This is a genomic window from Pseudonocardia sp. Cha107L01, from assembly GCF_052566575.1.
This window is the reverse complement of record NZ_CP199579.1, coordinates 9,772,407-9,790,713: the sequence shown is the minus strand read 5'-3', so window position 1 is coordinate 9,790,713 and position 18,307 is coordinate 9,772,407. Positions and strand designations below refer to the sequence as shown.

At 73.0% G+C, this 18,307-nt stretch carries 15 protein-coding genes; 10 read left to right on the top strand and 5 right to left on the bottom strand.

Annotated elements, in window-relative coordinates:
* Window positions 1–2: 2 nt before the first annotated feature.
* On the top strand, window positions 3–1,022 hold the full coding sequence (locus ACTXG6_RS46150; protein ID WP_445190299.1) for a potassium channel family protein: 1,020 nt from the start codon (window positions 3–5) through the stop codon (window positions 1,020–1,022).
* A gap of 238 nt (window positions 1,023–1,260) precedes the next feature.
* Window positions 1,261–1,596, top strand: coding sequence for a hypothetical protein (locus ACTXG6_RS46145; protein WP_445185620.1), 336 nt, complete (start codon window positions 1,261–1,263; stop codon window positions 1,594–1,596).
* Between the two features lie 28 nt (window positions 1,597–1,624).
* On the opposite strand, the gene ACTXG6_RS46140 is transcribed toward ACTXG6_RS46145, so the two are convergent.
* The 3 genes from ACTXG6_RS46140 to ACTXG6_RS46130 form a co-directional block, all read right to left on the bottom strand.
* On the bottom strand, window positions 1,625–3,184 hold the full coding sequence (locus ACTXG6_RS46140; RefSeq protein ID WP_445185619.1) for a GAF domain-containing sensor histidine kinase: 1,560 nt from the start codon (window positions 3,182–3,184) through the stop codon (window positions 1,625–1,627).
* A gap of 317 nt (window positions 3,185–3,501) precedes the next feature.
* The gene (locus ACTXG6_RS46135) at window positions 3,502–6,090 is read right to left on the bottom strand and encodes a GAF domain-containing protein (RefSeq protein ID WP_445185618.1); all 2,589 of its coding nucleotides are present in this window, start codon (window positions 6,088–6,090) and stop codon (window positions 3,502–3,504) included.
* 334 nt (window positions 6,091–6,424) lie between these two features.
* Entirely contained in the window at window positions 6,425–7,510 is a 1,086-nt protein-coding gene (locus tag ACTXG6_RS46130) for an aldo/keto reductase (protein ID WP_445185617.1), read from the bottom strand.
* A gap of 112 nt (window positions 7,511–7,622) precedes the next feature.
* Here ACTXG6_RS46130 and ACTXG6_RS46125 point away from each other — a divergent pair, with 112 nt between their 5' ends.
* Genes ACTXG6_RS46125 through ACTXG6_RS46115 form a run of 3 tightly spaced genes read left to right on the top strand, consistent with a single transcriptional unit; the run spans window position 7,623 to window position 10,275 of the window.
* On the top strand, window positions 7,623–8,528 hold the full coding sequence (locus ACTXG6_RS46125; RefSeq protein WP_445185616.1) for an AraC family transcriptional regulator: 906 nt from the start codon (window positions 7,623–7,625) through the stop codon (window positions 8,526–8,528).
* A 57-nt stretch (window positions 8,529–8,585) separates the two neighbouring features.
* The gene (locus tag ACTXG6_RS46120) at window positions 8,586–9,299 is read left to right on the top strand and encodes an RDD family protein (protein WP_445185615.1); all 714 of its coding nucleotides are present in this window, start codon (window positions 8,586–8,588) and stop codon (window positions 9,297–9,299) included.
* Window positions 9,300–9,357: 58 nt separating this feature from the next.
* Entirely contained in the window at window positions 9,358–10,275 is a 918-nt protein-coding gene (locus ACTXG6_RS46115) for an MBL fold metallo-hydrolase (RefSeq protein WP_445185614.1), read from the top strand.
* Here the strand turns inward: ACTXG6_RS46115 and ACTXG6_RS46110 are convergent.
* The gene (locus ACTXG6_RS46110; protein WP_445185613.1) at window positions 10,251–11,999 is read right to left on the bottom strand and encodes a sensor histidine kinase; all 1,749 of its coding nucleotides are present in this window, start codon (window positions 11,997–11,999) and stop codon (window positions 10,251–10,253) included. The two genes, ACTXG6_RS46115 and ACTXG6_RS46110, sit on opposite strands and share 25 nt — an antisense overlap.
* Before the next feature lie 19 nt (window positions 12,000–12,018).
* Window positions 12,019–12,783, bottom strand: coding sequence for a response regulator transcription factor (locus ACTXG6_RS46105; protein ID WP_445185612.1), 765 nt, complete (start codon window positions 12,781–12,783; stop codon window positions 12,019–12,021).
* Between the two features lie 72 nt (window positions 12,784–12,855).
* Here ACTXG6_RS46105 and ACTXG6_RS46100 point away from each other — a divergent pair, with 72 nt between their 5' ends.
* The 5 genes from ACTXG6_RS46100 to nudC all read left to right on the top strand — a co-directional run bounded on the left by ACTXG6_RS46100 (window position 12,856) and on the right by nudC (window position 18,259).
* Window positions 12,856–13,875: a hypothetical protein gene (locus tag ACTXG6_RS46100; RefSeq protein ID WP_445185611.1), complete on the top strand. Its 1,020-nt coding sequence runs from the start codon at window positions 12,856–12,858 to the stop codon at window positions 13,873–13,875.
* Window positions 13,876–14,048: 173 nt separating this feature from the next.
* A complete protein-coding gene (locus tag ACTXG6_RS46095; RefSeq protein WP_445185610.1) occupies window positions 14,049–14,549 on the top strand; it encodes a YbaK/EbsC family protein in 501 nt (166 codons plus the stop codon).
* 94 nt (window positions 14,550–14,643) lie between these two features.
* Window positions 14,644–15,915: a M16 family metallopeptidase gene (locus tag ACTXG6_RS46090; protein ID WP_445185609.1), complete on the top strand. Its 1,272-nt coding sequence runs from the start codon at window positions 14,644–14,646 to the stop codon at window positions 15,913–15,915.
* Between the two features lie 2 nt (window positions 15,916–15,917).
* Window positions 15,918–17,318 (top strand): M16 family metallopeptidase, encoded by a 1,401-nt coding sequence (locus tag ACTXG6_RS46085; protein WP_445185608.1) that lies wholly within the window; start codon window positions 15,918–15,920, stop codon window positions 17,316–17,318.
* A complete protein-coding gene (gene nudC, locus ACTXG6_RS46080) occupies window positions 17,315–18,259 on the top strand; it encodes an NAD(+) diphosphatase (protein WP_445185607.1) in 945 nt (314 codons plus the stop codon). Before ACTXG6_RS46085 ends, nudC begins: the two co-directional genes overlap by 4 nt.
* Window positions 18,260–18,307: the final 48 nt, after the last annotated feature.

The following is an 18,307-nucleotide window of genomic DNA, read 5'->3' as shown; positions in this document are numbered from 1 at the left end:
AGATGGCCGGGTTCGGCGTCATCCGCATGCCGGACCGGACGCTCAGCCCCGCCGGGGCCATCGTGCGCCGGTTGACGGTGGCGGTCCTCGCCCTCGGGGTCACCGTGCTGGTGGTCTACCTCGGCCGGGACGGCTACCGCGACGTCAACGGCGACGGGGTGTCCCTGCTCGACTCGGTCTACTACGCGACGGTGTCGCTGTCGACCACCGGCTACGGCGACATCACGCCGGCGTCCGAATCCGCGCGACTGATCAACATCGTGGTGGTGACACCGCTGCGGCTGCTGTTCCTGATCGTCCTCGTGGGTACCACGATGGAGTTGCTCACCGAGCGCTCCCGGCATGCATTCAAGGTCCAACGCTGGAGGTCAAGGGTGCGTAACCACGTGGTTGTGGTTGGTTACGGCACGAAGGGCAGTGCCGCGGCGGACACCATGCTCGGCGACGGCGCGGACCCGGCGTCGATCGTGGTGGTGGACCTCGACCCGGAGCGGCTCAAGCTGGCCAGCAGCCGCGGCCTGGTGACGGTGAGTGGCAACGCCACGCGTGCCGAGGTGCTGCGTACCGCCGGCGTGCCCCGGGCCGCGTCGATCGTGGTGGCGCCGTCCCGCGACGACACGGCGGTGCTGGTCACGCTGACCGCGCGGGAGCTGGCACCGACTGCCACCATCGTCGCGTCGGTGCGGGAGACCGAGAACGTGCACCTGGTCCGCCAGTCCGGGGCGGACTCGGTGGTGGTCTCCTCGGAGACGGCTGGCCGGCTGCTCGGCATGGCCACCTCCACGCCGAACGTGGTGAACGTGATCGAGGATCTGATCACCCCGGACGTCGGGTTCTCCATCGCCGAGCGGCCGGTGGAGCAGTCCGAGCTCGGCGGCTCGCCCCGGCACCTGTCCGACATCGTGCTGGGCGTGGTGCGCGGCGGCGACCTGCACCGGGTGGACGCGCCGAGCGTCGACGCACTCGAGGCGGGGGACCGGTTGCTGTACGTGAAGAAAGTGACCCCCGCCGGGGAGAGCTAGCCCAGTCGGCTTGCACAATAAGTCCGGCGCCCAGATGACGCCTGGCGGCGTCTCCGGCGCGAGACCCTGGATGTTCGACCTATGACCCGTTGGGGACCGCGATCCCTATGTGGTCGAAACCTGTGCGAGTCTCATTGCAAGGCTTCCCGTCATTGGAGACGTGGTGATGAAGTCCGATTGCAATCTTGGCCTCTACGTCCATGAGTAGTACCGCGTATCCTGACTCCTCGTTTCCATAGTGAGGAAACTTGGGCGGAACGCGCTGAAGCCCGAGAATGCGCTCGTACCAGGCCGCACTTGCCTCAACGTCTGTGACAGCGAGATCATCTCGCCGGACGTCGTGCGCCACTGCGAGGCGACGCCGGGGATCGAGGTCACCGACCTCGATCAGCTCAAGGATTTCCTGCGGGCCGATGCCTCGGTGTTCCCTGATAACAAGCAGACGTTCAACCATGTCCTCGTGGACGAGGACATGGTTGGCATATGGGCGACTTATGAGGGCGCGCAGATGAGGAAAATGGGGCCGTTCCCGCCCTCGGAGAAATTCTCCCCGGCTAGCGTCCCCTGGATTTAGTGGATCACGACTGACGCGGGTCGAGTGGTCAGTCGGGTTGCAGCGGGAGCTCGACGAGGATCGTGGTGCCGGCTCCCGGGGGGCTGCTGACCTCGATCGTTCCACCCAGGGCCTGCACCCGGTCGCGGAGCCCGACCAGGCCCGAACCTCGGGTGGGGTCGGCGCCGCCGACGCCGTCGTCGCGGATCGACAGGCGCAGCAGGGTGTCGCGTTGTTCGACGGTGACGTGTGCGGTGGCGGCGTTGGCGTGTTTGGTGGTGTTGGTCAGGGCTTCGGAGGCGACGTAGTAGGCGGCCACCTCGATCCGGTCCGCCGGCCGGGTGTCGGTGCGGATGTCCACCTCGACGGGGATCGCGGTGCGGCGGGCCAGGGTGCGCAGGGCCGCGCCGAGGCCGCCCTCGGACAGGATCGCGGGGTGGATGCCGCGGGCGATCTCGCGCAGCTCCTCGATGGCCCCGGTGAGCTCGTTGGCGATCTCGCTGATCTGGGCCCGCAGCTCGGGCAGCTCCGAGGGCACGGTGGCATGGGCCACGCGGAGCTCGAGGCCGAGGGAGACCAGGCGCTGTTGGGTGCCGTCGTGCAGGTCGCGCCCGATGCGGCGCCGGGTGGCGTCGGCGGCCGCGACGATCCGGGCCCGGGAGGCGGTGAGCTGGGCGCGGCTGTCGGCGTTGGCCATCGCGGTTGCGACGAGCTCGGTGAAGCCGGCCATGCGCTGTTCGGTGTCGGCCGGCAGCCGCCCGTGCCGCGCCCCGACGGCGATCGCCCCCCACAGGCGGCCCTCGACGACGATCGGCGCCGAGATGCCCGACCGGATGCCGTTCCGGAGGAGGCGGGCGCTGTAGTCGCCGGTGGTCTGGCTGAAGTCGTCGAGGCGCGCCGGTTGGCCGGTGCGCAGGGTGACGGCCACCGGCAGCGGCGGCTCGAGCGTCCAGCGGCTGCCCACCGGGAACTCCTCCGGGGGATCGCCGACGCGGGTGAGGACCGTCGACGCGCCGTCGGGTTCGAGGCGGAGGATGGTTGTGGCATCGGCACCGAGGACGCTGCCGACCTCCTGCGCGACGGCCGCGAACACCTCGGCCGCCGGCACCCCTCGGGCGACCAGCGTGGCGACGCGGCGCAACGCGGCCTGCTCGTCGGCGAGCCAGCGGAGCTCCTCACGGCTCGCGGCGATCACGGTCGCCAGGGTTTCGGCCTCCTGGGCACGGCGCGCGGCCTGGCCGACGAGCGAGCTGACCGCGCCGGCGACGAGGACGAACGCCACCAGGGCGACCACGTCGTTGAGGTCGGCGACGGCGAAGTTGTCCGGCGGGATGAAGTAGTAGGCCAGCAGCGCAGCGGCCGCGACCGCGGCGGTCAGCGCCGGGAGCAGCCCACCGACCAGTGCCACGACCACAACGGCGAGCAGGTAGAGCAGCATCTGGCTGGGCAGACTCAGGGCGTCACCCAGCTGGCGCAGACCCGCTGTCAGCAGGGGGAGCACGACGAGCCCGGTCAGGGCCCCGGCGAAGCGGCGCCGCCAGGAAATCGCCGCGCGCAGGGTAGTCAGCCGCAGTCGGGTCGCGACGGGCCCGCGAGGGACGGTGGGCAAGTCAGGCCTTCCCGTCGGATGGGTTCCGGTGGTGCTGCCGGGCGGCACCGTCAGCAGACCAGTCGTCAGCAGCGGGCAGCGCCCCATGATTGTCTCCGCCTGTGCCTGATGGTCCCACCGCCTGCATCGCTGTCCTCGCCGGAGCTCGCCCGCGCGGCCCGACCCCGCGCGGCCCGAAGCCCCGCCTACCAGCTTCGCGCCGAGCGCGCGCGGCGGCCACGTGGGCAGCGCTGGTTCATAGCTGACCGGTACCCCGGGTACCCGCTAGCTGCAACTGGGCGACCGGTGCGCGGGCAGCGCGACCGGGTGTGGAGTGGTCAGTCGGGTTGCAGCGGGAGCTCGACGAGAATGGCCGTTCCGGCTCCCGAGGGACTGCTGACCTCGATGGAGCCGCCCAGGGCCTGCACCCGGTCGCGGAGCCCGATCAGTCCGGTACCTCGGGTGGGGTCGGCGCCGCCGACGCCGTCGTCGCGGATCGAGAGGTGCAGCAGGGTGTCGCGTTGTTCGACGGTGACGTGTGCCGCGGAGGCATGGGCGTGTTTGGTGGTGTTGGTCACTGCTTCGGAGGCGACGTAGTAGGCAGCCACCTCGATCCGGTGCGCCGGGCGGGTGTCGGTGCGGATGTCGACCGTCACCGGGATCGCGGCGCGGCGGGCCAGGGTGCGCAGGGCGGGCCCGAGCCCGCCCTCGGACAGGATCGACGGGTGGATGCCGCGGGCGATCTCGCGCAGCTCGTCGACCGCCCCGGTGAGCCCGTCGGCCATCTTGCCGATCTGGGTGTGCAGCTCGGGCAGCTCCGGGGGCACGGTGGACTGGGCCAGGCGCATCTCCAAGCCGAGCGTGACCAGGCGCTGCTGGGTGCCGTCGTGCAGGTCGCGTTCGATGCGGCGCCGGGTGTCGTCCGCGGCAACAACGATCCTGGCCCGGGAGGCTGTGAGTGCGGCTTGGGCCTCGGCGTTGGCGATAGCGGTGCCGATGAGCGCGGTGAAGCCGGCCAGCCGCGCCTCGGTGTCGGCCGGCAGTGGCTCCCGCCGCGTGGATGCCACGAACATGACGCCCCACAGCCGGCCGTCGACGCTGACCGGTACGCCGACCGACGCGCGGATGCCCAACTTCCGGGCCCCCTCGGCGGCTGCACCCGAGGCGACGTCGTAGTCGTCGACCCGGGCGGGCCGGCCGGTCTGGAACACCAGCGTGTTCACGTTCCGCCCCCCGAAGTCGACCCTGGTGCCGATGGGGAGGGTGCTGCCCCACGCCGCGGCCACCCTGGTCGCGCCGTCGGGCTCGAAGCGGCTCATCGACGCGTGGTGGGCGTTCAGCAGCCGTGCGGCCTCCTCGGTCACCGCGGCGAGGACCTCCTCCGGCGGCGCCGCGCGCGCCACCAGCGTCGCAACCCGGCGCAGCGCCGCCTGCTCGTCCGCGAACCCGCGCAGCTCCATCCGGGAATGTGCATTGGCGATCGCGGTTGCGATGAGCTCGGTGAAGCCGGCCAGCCGCGCCTCGGTGTCGGCCGGTAGTGGCTCCCGCCGCGTGGATCCCACGAACATGACGCCCCACAGCCGCCCGTCGACGCTGATCGGCACGCCGACCGCCGCGCGCATGCCGGCCTCTCGCGCGGCGTCGGCTGCCGGGCCACAGGCGTCGTCGTAGTTGTCGATCCGGGCGGGCAGGCCGGTCTGGAACACCAGTGTGGCCACGTTCCGCCCCCCGTGACTCGCCCGGTCACCGACAATCTGGGATCGGCCGCCGCTGCTCCACGCGGCCGTCACCACTCTCGTGCCGTCGGGCTCGTAGTGGCTCATCGTCGCGTGCGAGACGCGCAGCAGCCGCCCGACCTCCTCGGTCACCGCGGCGACGACATCGGCCGGTGGGAGCCCGCGTGCCACGAGTGTGGCGACCCGGCGCAACGCGGCCTGTTCCTCGGCGAGCCTGCCCAGTTCGCCGCGACTTTCCTCGAGCTGGGCGCGGCCCTCGGCGTTGGCGATCGCGGTTGCGATGAGCTCGGTGAAGCCGACCATCCGCTCCTCGGCCTCGGCCCCGAAATGCCCGTGCCGGGTCCCGACAGCGATCGCCCCCCACAACCGCCCCTCGACAACGATCGGCGCCGCGACCGCCGCCTGGATTCCCAGCTCACGGACGCGCGCGCCGTAGGCGCCGGGGGCCTGGCTGTAGTCGTCGAGGCGTGCCGGACTGGCCGTGCGCAGCGCGACCGCCAGAGGCAACGGGGGATCGAGCGTCCAGCGGCTGCCCACCGGGATCGCGTCGGGGTGGTCGCCGACGCGGATGAGAACGGTCACCTCGCCGTCGGGATCGAGGCGGACGATGGTCGTGGCGTCGGCGCCGAGCACAGTGCCCACCTCGTGCGCGACGACCGCGAACGCCTCGGTCGCGGTGACCCCGCGGGCGACCAGGGTGGCGACCCGGCGCAGGGCGGCCTGTTCCTCGGCGAGCACGCGGAGCTCCTCACGGCTCTCGGCGTTCGCCGTCGCGGTCGCCTGGGCCTCCCGGCGGCGCGCGCCAAGGCCGACAACCGAGCTGGCCGCCGCGGCGACGAGGACGAACGCGACCAGGGTCACCACGTTGTGGGAGTCGGCGACGGCAAAGTCGCCGAGCGGCGGGACGAAGTAGTGATCCATCAGCACCGCGGCCGCCACCGCGGTGGCCAGTGCCGGAAGCAGGCCACCGACCAGTGCCACGACCACGACCACGAGCAGGTAGAGCAGCGTCTGGCTGGACAGGTTCAGGACGTCCAGCCGGGTCAGGCCCAGGGTCAGCAGAGGGAGAGCGACCAGCCCGGTCAGTGCCCCGGCGAGCCGGCGCCGGAGGGACAGCCCCGCGCGCAGGGCAACGCGCAGCACAGACCGCCGTAGTCGGGTCGCGGCGGACTCGCGGGGGACGGTATGCACCTGCCCCTCCCCTCAGGTGGGTGCCGTTAGCGCTGCTGCCCGGTCCCCGTCAGCAACCTGGGCGTCAGCCGCGACGGCCAGCGTCCCACGATCCCTGCTCTCTGTGTCTGACCCGGTCCGACCGTCCGTATCGCTCCAAGGGAGCGGCCGGTGTGCCCGTCGACAAATCCCGCCCACGCCAGCTTCGCGTCGGGGCCACGCGGTTGCTACGCAGGCAGCGCCCCTCCTGGCCCGCGGCTGACCGGTATGCCCGGTACCTGCTAGCTGCAATCACCCCCGCCGGCTGGAGATCCACCAGGCACGCCCGGGCGGCGCCCGAAATGCGACCGCGAACTCAGTAGCGGGCTGAGCTGTCGAGCAGCATCGGCCACACCGGGAGCTCGACGCCGTCCACGCTCGCCCCGCCGAAGCCGAGCATGGGTCCGGGCCCGGCGGTGATGTCGGCGGGGAAGTCGAGCGAGGGCGTCGACGGCTCGCCGAGCGCGGTGAGCTGCTCGGGCGTGAGGGTGATCTCCAGCGAGGCCAGGTTGGCGCGCAGCTGCGCCGGAGTCCGGGCACCGATGAGCGTCGAGGTGACGGAGGGCCGGCTGCGCACCCAGGCGAGCGCGATCTCCGCCGAACCGACACCGATCTCGGCCGCGACCCGCGCCACCGCGTCGATGACGACCCAGTCCCGCTCGGTCGGCCCGGACATGCGGCCGGCCCGTGGGCTGTCGGCGGGCGCCCCACCGTCGCGGACGTACTTGCCGGACAGCAGGCCGCCGCGCAAGGGGCTCCAGGGCAGGACGCCCACGCCGAGCGCTTCGGCCATCGGGAGCAGCTCGCCCTCGGGTGTGCGCTGCAGGAGCGAGTACTCGACCTGGAGCGCGGTGACCGGCGCCCAGCCGCGGAAGTGGGCGATCGTCTGGCTCTGCGCGGCAACCCATGCCGGCACGTTGCAGACGCCGACGTAGCGGATCTTGCCGGCGGTGACCAGGTCGTCGAGCGCTCGCAGGGTCTCCTCGACCGGGGCGCGGCGATCCCAGCCGTGCAGCCAGTAGAGGTCGACGTAGTCGGTCCGCAATCGCCGCAGCGACTCCTCGAGCTGACTGATGGTTGCCTTGCGGCCGGCGCCGCCGCCGTTGGGGTCGCCGGGGTGGAGGTTGGCGAAGAACTTCGTGCTGAGCACGACACGTTCGCGCAGGCCGGGGCGGGTGGCGAAGAAGTCGCCGACGATCTTCTCGGAGTGGCCGTTGGTGTAGGTGTTGGCGGTGTCGACGACGTTGCCGCCGCGGTCGAGGTACTCGGCGAGGATCGCCGAGGATGCCTCGGGGCTCGCGCCCCAGCCGCCGTCTTCGCCGAACGTCATGGTGCCCAGCGAGAGTGGGCTCACGCGCAGGCCGGAGCGGCCGAGCGTGCGGTACGAGTCGAGGGAGGTCATCGCTCCAGGACACCAGGGCGGGCTCGCCACGGGCTAGATCGATGCTGCACGGCTCTTGCACGATCCTGCCAACCGTGACATCGGGCGGGCGTCGGCGTGATTCACTGGGCGCATGGACGCGCTGGACCGCCTGAAGGAGGCGATCACCCGCCGGGCGGGCGAGGGCGTGACGCGCACGGCGCTGCCCGGCGTCTCGGTCGTCCGCTCGCCGACACCCACCGGGCCGGTGGGCGTCATGGTCGAGCCGACGCTCGCGGTTGTTGCGCAGGGCGTCAAGACGACCGCGCTGAACGGCCGCACCTTCACCTACGGCGCGGGGCAGTTCCTCGTCGTGTCGGTCGAGTTGCCGGTACTGGGGCAGGTCACGGGGGCCAGCGCCGACGAGCCGTTCCTCGGGGTCGTGCTCACGTTGCGGCCGGAGAGGATCGCCACGCTGCTGCTCGAGACGGCGCCGACGGCAACCGCCAGGCAGGGCGCCGTTGACGCCACGCCCGCCGGGATCGCCGTCAGCGACGCGTCGCCGGCGCTGCTCGACGCGGTCGGCCGGCTGCTCGCCCTCCTCGAGACGCCCGAGGACGCCTCGGCGCTGGCGGCCGGCGTCGAGCGCGAGGTCCTGTGGCGGCTGGTCACCGGCCCGCAGGGGGCGACCGTGCGGCAGATCGGGCTCGCCGACAGCCGGCTCGCGCTCCTGGCCCGCACAATCCACTGGATCCGCGGCCACTACGACGAGACGCTGCGCATCGAGGAGCTCGCGGCGCTGGCCACGATGAGCGTCTCGTCGTTCCACCGCCACTTCCGCGCGGTGACCTCGATGACGCCGATCCAGTTCCAGAAGCAGATCCGGCTGCACGAGGCGAGGGGGCGGCTCCTCGCCGAGCCGGGGGACGTCGCCGGCGCCGGCTTCGCGGTCGGCTACGACAGCCCCTCCCAGTTCAGCCGCGAGTACCGGCGCATGTTCGGCGTACCGCCGAGCCGCGACGCGCTCGCACTGCGCGGGGCCGCGGCACCGATCCGATAGGTCGCAGTTCTGTGAATTCGCCATGCTGAGCGGATCTCAGGTGGGATCCTCGGTTGCATGACGAACCCCCAGGAGTCGCCCGAGCAGTCCCAACCGGGGCCGAATCGGGGTCAGCAGCCGTACCCCGGCCAGTCTCCCTACGCGGGGCAGCCGTACCCGGGGCAGGGCTATCCGCCGCAACAGCCGTATCCGGGTCAACAGCAGCCGTATCCGGGTCAACAGCAGCCGTACCCGGGGCAGGAGTACGGCGGGCAGCCATACCCGGGTCAGGGCTATCCGACCCAGCAGGGTTATCCGACCCAGCAGGACTATTCACAGCCCGGTTACGGCTACCCGCCACAGGGCGCGGCGGATCCGACCGCCGTGGTCGGCGCGCGGGTGGGCCAGTACATCCTGGACGCGCTGCTGGTGATCGTGCCGCTGCTCGTGCTGGTGTTCGGCCTAGCGGTGGCGGCCGGCGGGAGCTTCCAGCTGGAGGGCGCGGCGGCCCTGCTGTTCTTCCTGGTCCCGGCCGTGCTCGGCTGGCTGGTGCACGCCTGGTGGCCGTCCACGCACGGTGGCCAGACCCCGGCGATGGGCTGGCTGAAGCTGCGCATCGTCACCGCTGAGGGCGGGCCGCCGAGCCTGGGCGCGCTGACCGTGCGGTGGCTGTTGCTGGTCGTCGACGGGAGCTTCTTCGGCCTGGTCGGCCTCGTCATCATGTCGGCCACCGCCCGGCACCAGCGGCTGGGTGACATCGCCGCGAGCACGTACGTGGTGCGAGCCGGCTGAGCGCGGCCGGCCGGCTGGCCGCCGCGCGGCTCACCCGGGCCCGTGGTGGACTGGGTGCATGGGTGAGGTCGGCGACGAGGTGGCGTGGCTGGACTGGTTCGGCTGCGCGACGTTCCGGTTGCGCACCGCGGCCGGCCTGACGGTCTGGCTGGACGCCTACCTGGACCGGGCCCCGTCCGCCGCGCAGAGCGGGTTCGGGGTGGCCGACGTGACCGAGGCCGACTGGATCCTGGTCGGGCACTCCCACTTCGACCACCTCTACGGCGCGGAGCGGATCGCGCGTCGGACCGGGGCGAAGGTGGTCGGCTCCTACGAGTCGATCCGGATCATGGCCGAGTGCGGGGTACCCAAGGACCAGCTCGTCCCGGTATCCGGCGGGGAGCGGATCCAGCTCGACCCGACGGTCTCGGTCCGGGTGTTGCCCGGGCTCCACTCGTGCACCTGGGCCAGCAACCCGATGCCCTCGGCCGACGAGGTGTGCCTCGGCGACCTGGGCCTGAGCTGGCAGCAGCGGGTGGGACGGCTGCGCGAGCTGGGCCAACAGCTGCTCGCGAGCGGCGACGAGGTGCGTGCGCACCTGGTCGAGTCCGCGCAGGGCGACCGCGGCGACGGCGGCGCGCTGGTCTACGTGATCGAGACGCCGGACGGCTCGGTGCTGTTCCAGGACACCGCCGGCTGCTGGACCGCGCTGTTCGAACGGGAGAGCCCGACGGTGGCGATCCTGGCCGGCGCGGGCCGGGGGCACCGCGACGGTGAGCCGGCGCAGGGCAGCACCGCCGACTTCGTCGCCGAGCAGGCCGTACTCCTGCACCAGCCGGAGCGGTTGGTGCTCTGCCACCACGACGACTGGCTGCCGGGATTCTCCCGGCCGACCGACATTACCCCGATCCGCCAGGCACTGGCCGCTCGTGCTCCGCGCAGCGAGCTCGTCGAGCTGGGCTACCGGAGCAACTACCCGCTGCTCACCGGGAGCTGACCAGGGTCGGCACTGTGGTTCGTCGAAGGTAACGGCAGTCCGGCAGCCGTGTCACCGACCGCCGTGTCACCGACCGCCGTGCCGCTGGTCGCCGTGCCGCTGGTCGGCAGGATCAGCTCGAACACCGAGTCCCGGTCGCAGCGCAGCTCGCCGCCGTGTGCCCGGGCGATGCCCCGCGCGATCGCCAGCCCGAGGCCGACACCGCTGCGACCGGGTACGCCGGAGTCGTGGCTCCGGGCGTCGTCCAGCCGCACCAACCGGTCGAAGATCCGCTCGCGGTCCTCGGCAGGCACCCCGGGCCCGCTGTCCGCGACCCGCACCCTGGCCATCGACTCGCCACCGCCACCACCCGGCGCGCCACGCTTCCCTGGCTGGTTGGCCGCCGCCCGCTCGGTGCCGGCCCGCCCGGTCTCCGCCGGCCCGGTGTCGGTCGGCTCGGTACCAGTTGGCTCGGTGTCGGTCGGCTCGCCCGCCGTCAGCTCGCCCGCCGTCAGCTCGGCCGTCGTCAGCTCGGCCGCCTCCGCCACGGCATCGGCCGGCGCGTGGTCGACCGTCACGGTGATCTCACCGCCGTCCGGCGTGTACCGCCGAGCGTTGTCCAACAGGTTCGCCAGAACCTGGGCCAGCCGCTGTGCGTCGCCCGGCACGGTCAGCTGCTCGCCGACCACCCGGACGCTGACCGTCGGCGCCAGCAGCCGGATCCGTTCCACCTCCGCCTCGGCGAGCCCGCGCAGCTCGACCGCGTCCCGGATCAGCCGCAACCCGGCGTCGATCTGGGCCATCGCCAGCAGGTCCTCGACCAACCGCCCGGCGCGCCCGGCCTCGCGGAGCAGCAGCAGGTGCAGCCGGTCGCGCTCCTCGCCGGTGGCCCGGCTGCTCAGCGCGGCCTCGGCGGCGGCGCGGACACCGGCGATCGGGGTGCGCAGTTCGTGCGCGGCGTCCGCGACGAACTGCCGGGTCTTCCGCTCCGAGCTGCGCGCGACGGCCTCGGACTGCTTGGCCTGCCGCTCGGCACCCTCCAGCGAGTCCAGCATGGCGTCGAAGGCCGAGGCGGTCCGGCCCAGCTCGGTGTCGGTGCGGGTGGGGGCCAGCCGGCGGCCCCGGTCACCGGCCGCGATGGAGCGGGCCAGCGCGGTCATCGTGTCCAGCGGGCCGAGTGCGAGACGGGTGGTGGCCAGCAGCGCCAGCCCGGCCACCGCGAGGCCGGCGAGCCCGAGCACCACCAATAACCGGCTCAGCCGGCGCTGGATCGCGGTCAGCTCGCCGGCGTCGCCGTACAGGGTCAGCTGCGAGCCGTCCGCCAGGGTCCGGTGCAGCACCGGCCCACCCTGGCCGCGGCGCCCCGGCGGACCCGGCGGACCGCCGGGATCAGGTGAGTCGGGGTAGACCCGGACCGGTCCGGAGGGGTCCGGCCGGAAGCCGCCACTGTCATAGCTGGTCCCGTTACGGCCGATCAGCTCGACCCGCACGGCGGGTCCCCGGACCCGCTCCACGATGGTCGCCGGCGGCAGCCGCTGCCGCGCCAACTGGTCGGCCAAGGCGGCCCGGCTGTTGAGCTGTACGACCAGGTCGGACCGCGACTCGATGCCGGTGAACAGCAGCACCAGCGTACTGACCAGCACCAGCACCACCCCGAGCACGGCCAGGCTGAACAGCACCACCCGCCGGCGCAGCGACACCGTACGCAGCCGCCCGACAGCAGAGCCGGTCCGCCGGCAGCTCATGCCGTGCCGCCTATGCCGCTCACGCCTCGGCCCGCAGCACGTAGCCGAGGCCGCGCACGGTGTGCAGCAGCTTGGGCTCGCCCAGCTTGCGGCGCAGTGCCGAAATGTGCACCTCGACCAGGTTCGGGTCGAAGTCCTCGTAACCCCACACCGAGGTGAGCAGCTGTGCCTTGCTGAGGACCTGGTCCCGGTGCGCGGCGAGGTGCTCCAGCAGCCGGCGCTCGGTGGCGGTCAGCTCGATCGGCCGGCCGCCGCGCAGGACGGTGCCGGCCGCGCTGTCCAGCATCAGGTCGCCGACCTCCACGACCGTCGGCGTGCGCCCCATCCGGCGCAGCACGGCCGTCACCCTCGCGACCAGCTCGGCCAGGACGAACGGCTTGACCAGGTAGTCGTCCGCGCCGCCGTGCAGCCCGCGCAACCGGTCGTCGATGCCGTCCCTGGCGGTCAGCAGCAGCACGCCGGCGGCGCTGTGCCGGCGCACCACCTCCAGCAGCGCGAACCCGTCCCGGCCGGGCAGCATGATGTCGAGCACGACCAGGTCGGGGCGGAAAGTGGCCAGGTCACGCTCCAGATCGCCGCCGTCCGTGCGGCCGGCCACCCCGAAGCCGGCGTCGGTCAGCCCGGTCAGCACGGCGGCCCGGATCGCCTCGGCGTCCTCGACCACCAGCACCCGCGCCTGCTCCACCCGGCCATTCTGCGCCGCCCGCCGCTGATCGGTGACGTTCGGCCGGGTGGAGCAACCTGAAGATCGGCTGAAGGGATTGGCGATCCTCAGCTGGGACATAGGAACCGAAGGCACCGTCGACGGCGAGGGGCTGAGTCGAAGGCCCGGCCCCGAAGCGTCAAGGAGACAGCGATGAGTACGCCACAACCTCCCCACGGGGAGCAGCCGGAGCGGCCCGAGGCCGGCTCCGCCGAGCCGGCCCGGCCGGCGTCCGAACAACCCACCGTGCAGCAGCCGGCCGCCCACGAGCAGCCGGCACCGTCCGACCAACCGGCCGCGCACGGGCAGCCAGCTGCCGAGGAGTACCCGGCCGGGCCCCCGGCAGCGGCGACCACCGCCGCGCCGGCCGCGACCGGCGGACGCAGGTGGTACCGCCCCCGGCGCAGCTGGCCGTGGATCACCGGTGGGGTGGTCGTCGGGCTGCTGGCCCTGCTCGTGGTGTTCGGGATCGGCCTGCTGGTCGGCTCGCATCACGGCGGGCGGCACGGCCGGTTCGACCGTGGGCACGAGATGGGGCACAGCCGGATGCAGGGTATGCCCGGGTTCGGGGAGAACGGCCCCGGCGGGCGCGGTGGTCCCGGGGGCGGCGGCCCCGGAGGGATGGGTGAGCGCGGCGGCATGGGCCACGGGTTCGGCCCCGGTGGCATGGGCCCCGATGGCGGCATGGGCCCGGGTGGCGGCATGGGCCCGGGTGGCGGCATGGGCGGCGGGTTCGGCCCCGGTGGCCGGATGGGTGCCGAGCCCGCGGTGGTCGGCACGCTGGTCACCATCAACGGCACCAACCTGGTGCTCACCCCGGACGGTGGCGCGCAGGCCACGGTGACCCTCACACCGCAGACTCGGGTGGTCGGCGAGCAGCGCGCCTCGGTCACCGACCTCAAGGCCGGCGACCGGGTGGCGGTGCGTGAGGACGCGAACCACCAGGCCGTCGGGGTGCTGGTGATCCCGGCCAGGGCGTTCGGCACGGTCACCGCGATCAACGGTGACCAGGCCACCCTGACCAGGATCGACGGCCTCACCGAGCCGGTCGACGTGTCCGCGGTGAACCCCAAGCCGGTGATCGGCGACAAGGTGGCCGTGGTGGGGACCGTGACCAACAACGGCGGCACCCTGAAGGCGACCCAGCTGCGCGAGCTTCCGAAGACCGGCTGACGCGCCGGGACCGGCGGGCCGGGACCGGCTGATAGCCGGGCCCGGCCACCGCACGAGCCGCCGGCTGACCCCGATCAGGCCGGCACCGATCGTCCGGCCCGCACCCCCCGGACGGCGGGCGCGGCGACCAAACCCCGGTGCGCCGGGGCCGCCCGGTGTGTTCGGATGGACAGGTGAAACCCCCTCCACCAGATCATCCGAATATCCGGGCGGTGGTCGCCGCGCTGCGGGCCGGCGGCGCCGAGGCGAGTGGCGCGCGGATGCGGGTACTTCCGGACGCGGTCAGCACCGCGCGTGCAGCCGCCGAAGCGCTCGGCGTACAGGTCGGCCAGATCGCGAACTCACTGATCTTCGAGGCGGACGGGCAACCGCTGCTCGTACTGGCCTCCGGCGCCCACCGGGTGGACACCGGAAAGCTCGCCGCCCAGCTCGGCATCCAGGCCGTTCGCCGCGCCGACCCGAAGTTCGTCCGGGCGGCCACCGGCCAGGTCATCGGCGGGGTCGCCCCGCTCGGCCACCCCACCCCGCTGCGCACCGTGGTCGATACCGCGCTGGCCAGCTACGACGAGGTGTGGGCCGCCGGCGGCATCCCGCACGCGGTGTTCCCGACGACCTACGCCGAGCTGGTCACGCTGACCGGCGGCACTGCCGCGGCCGTCGCCGAAGGGAGCTAGTGTCACTGGAGTGTCCATCGCGTCCTCCCCGACCGGGCCGGCCCAGGCCAGAACCGCCGAGTTGCACCGATTCACCTTGCCCAACGGGCTGAGGGTGTTGCTTGCGCCAGACCCGAGCACCCCGGTGGTGGCGGTCGCGGTGCACGTCGACGTCGGCTTCCGCTCCGAGCCGGAGGGCCGCACCGGCTTCGCGCACCTGTTCGAGCACCTGATGTTCCAGGGCAGCGAGAGCTTGGAGAAGCTCGCGCACTTCCGGCACGTGCAGGGCTCCGGCGGCGTGTTCAACGGCTCCACCCACCAGGACTACACCGACTACTTCGAGGTGCTGCCGGCGGCCGCGCTGGAGCGGGCGCTGTTCCTCGAGGCCGACCGGCTGCGCGCGCCCCTGCTGACCGAGGAGAACCTGCGCAACCAGGTCGACGTGGTCAAGGAGGAGATCCGGCTCAACGTGCTGAGCCGGCCGTACGGCGGCTTCCCGTGGATCCTGCTGCCGCCGGTGCTCTACGACACGTTCCCCAACGCGCACAACGGATACGGCGACTTCTCCGAGCTGGAGCAGGCCACCCTGGACGATGCGGCCGGGTTCTTCGACAGCTACTACGCGCCGGGCAACGCGGTGCTGACGGTCGCCGGAGATGTCTCCGCGACTGAGGCGATCAAGCTGATAGAGAAGCACTTCGGCGACATCCCCGAGCGCGCGGTGCCGACCCGGCCGTCGTTCGCGGAGCCCGCGCCCAGCACGGAGCGACGCCAGGCGGTGCCGGACGCGCACGCCCCGCTGCCGGCCCTCGCGCTCGGTTACCGGCTGCCCGACCCGACGACCGACCTGGACGGCTACCTCGCGCACACGCTGCTCGGCTCGGTGCTCACCGACGGCGAGGCGGCTCGGCTGCAGGAGCGGCTGGTCTACGGCGAAGGCATCGTGACCGACATCTCGGCCGGCTCCGGGCTTTTCGGCTCGCCGCTGGACGCGCGCGACCCGGACACCTTCACGGTGACCGCCGTGCACCCGCCGACGGTGGACGCGGACCGGGTGGTGCGCGCGGTCGACGAGGAGCTGGACCGGCTCGCCACCGGCGGCCCGGACGCCGGTGAGCTGTCCCGCATCTCGGCGCGCTGGTCGGCGTCGCTGTTCCACGAACAGGACCGGGTGATGAGCAGGATGCTGGCGCTGGGTGCCCGCGAGCTGCTGTACGGGCGCGCCGAGCTGGCCGCCGAGCTGCCCGCCCGGTTGGCCGCGATCACGCCGGCCCAGGTCGCCGAGGCGGCCGGCAAGCTGCGCGGACAGGGCCGGGCGGTGCTGGTGATCGAGCCGACCGGTGCTGATGAGGGTGCTGACGGAGTGGACGCGGGGGACCAGCAGTGACGGTGACAGCGGGTACCGCGGCGAGCGCCGCGACCCAACCGAACGGGCACCGCTCGGCGGAGCGGATCGGGCGTACCGACGCCGGGCCGCGGCCGCTGCCGCCGCTGGGCACCCAGCGCTCGGTCGCCGATCTGGACCTGGCCGACCGCACGCTGGACTCCGGGCTGCGGGTGATCGCGGTGGCCCGGCGGACCGTGCCGACCGTCGAGCTGCGGCTGCGCGTCCCGTTCGCCGACGCCGACCCCAAGCACCCGGCCCGCGCCGAGCTGGTGGCGTCCGCGCTGCTCTGCGGCACCGAGCGACGCGGCCGGGTGGAGATCGACGACGAGCTGGCCACCATCGGCGGTGAGCTGAGCGCCGGAGTCGACCCGGAGCGGCTGCTGATCTCCGGGAGTGCACTGGCCAGCGGGCTGCCCACGCTGCTGGACGTGCTGGCCGACCTGGTCACCTCGGCGGCCTACCCGGACGGCGACTTCACCCGCGAGCGCGAGCGGCTGGTGGAGCGGATCACGGTGGCCCGCTCGCAGCCCCGCACCATCGCCCGCGAGGCCCTGCAGCAGCGCCGCTACGGCGACCACCCGATATCCCGGGAGATGCCGCAGGCCTCCGACGTCGCCGCCGTGGCGCCGGCCGAGGCACGGGAGTTGCACCGGGCCGCGGTGCTACCCACCGGCTCCACGCTCGTGCTGGTCGGCGACATCGACCCGGTAGCGGCGATCAACACGGTCGCCGAGGCGCTGGCCGGCTGGGCGACGCCCGGTACCGCCGCCGAGATGCCTCCGCTGCCGGTGCTGACCGCGCGCGACCTGCTGCTGGTGGACCGGCCCGGCTCGGTGCAGTCGCAGCTGCGGTTCTCCGCGCCCGCCGTGCCGCGCACCGACCCGCGCTACCCGGCGCTGCAGCTGGCCAACCTGGTGCTCGGGGGTTACTTCTCCTCGCGGCTGGTGGAGAACCTGCGCGAGGACAAGGGATACACCTACTCCGCGTCGTCCTACCTGGAGTTCTCACCGACCGCGGCGACGCTGACGGTGGACACCGACGTGACCACCGACGTCACCGCCGCCGCAGTCCTGGAGACCCGGTACGAGCTGGCCAGACTGTCCGCCGTGCCACCGACCGAGGCGGAGATCGAGTCGGCCCGCCGGTACGCGATCGGGTCGCTGTTGATCTCGCTGGACAGCCAGGGCGGGCTCGCCTCCACGCTGGGGGCGATGGCCGCCGTCGGGCTGGACGCCAGCTGGCTGCGGGCGCACCCGGCCCGGTTGGAGGCGGTGACGCCCGAGCAGGTGGCGGCCGCCGCCGAGGAGTTCTTCACGCCGACCGCGTTCACCGGCGTCATCGTCGGCGACGCGGCGACCGTGGGCGCCGGACTCCGCGCCCTCGGCGGGATCGAGCTGCCGTGAGGTTCGAGCTGACCACCCCACCGCGGTTGTCCAGGGCCACTGTGGACCGCGAGGAGCCGCTGCGCCTGGACCCCGAGCGGCTGGTCGCCGGCTGGCCCAAGGCCAGGGTGCTGGTAGTCGACGACAAGGGTCGGGCGCCGATCCGGCTCGACGCGAACGACGTGTACTCCGTGGTCACGAAGCCGGGTCCCGAGCTCGGCGCCGAGCCGCCGGCGAACGCCTCGCTGCTCGGCGAGCAGGACGGGGTGGCCTACTGGGCGGTGCGCGGCGCTCCGTCGCTGATCGACGGGGACGACCCGTCCGAGTGGCAGGACCTGCGCGCCCGCGGCGCCGACCTGGACGCCACCAGCGCCGGCCTGATGGTCAGCGCGGTGGCGGTGCTGGGCTGGCACGACAACGCCCAGTTCTGCGCGCGCTGCGGGTCGGCGACCGAGCCGACGCACGCCGGCTGGATGCGGGTGTGCGTCAAGTGCCGGCACGAGGAGTACCCGCGCACCGACCCGGCGATCATCTGCCTGGTGCACGACGGCGGCACCGGTGACTCGGCCCAGGTGCTGCTGGCCCGGCAGCCGGTGTGGCCGCCCGGGCGGTACTCGGTGCTGGCCGGGTTCGTGGAGGCCGGTGAGTCACTGGAGGCCTGCGTCGCCAGGGAGATCGCCGAGGAGGTCGGGGTGACCGTCTCCGACATCCGGTACCTGGGTAGCCAGGCCTGGCCGTTCCCGCGCTCGCTGATGATCGGCTTCGCGGCGCTGGCCGACCCGGCGCAGCAGCTGGTCCTGGCCGACGGTGAGATCGCCGAGGCGTTCTGGCTGACCCGCGCCGAACTGCGCCGCGCACTGCACGAGGGCGACTGGGCGAACGAGGACGGCAACCCCGTGCTGCTGCCACCGCCGGTATCCATCGCCCGCTCCATGCTGGATGCCTGGGCCGCCGCCGACTGACACGTGCTTGGGCTCGCACAGACTAGGTGCCGGCCGCACAGAGGCTGC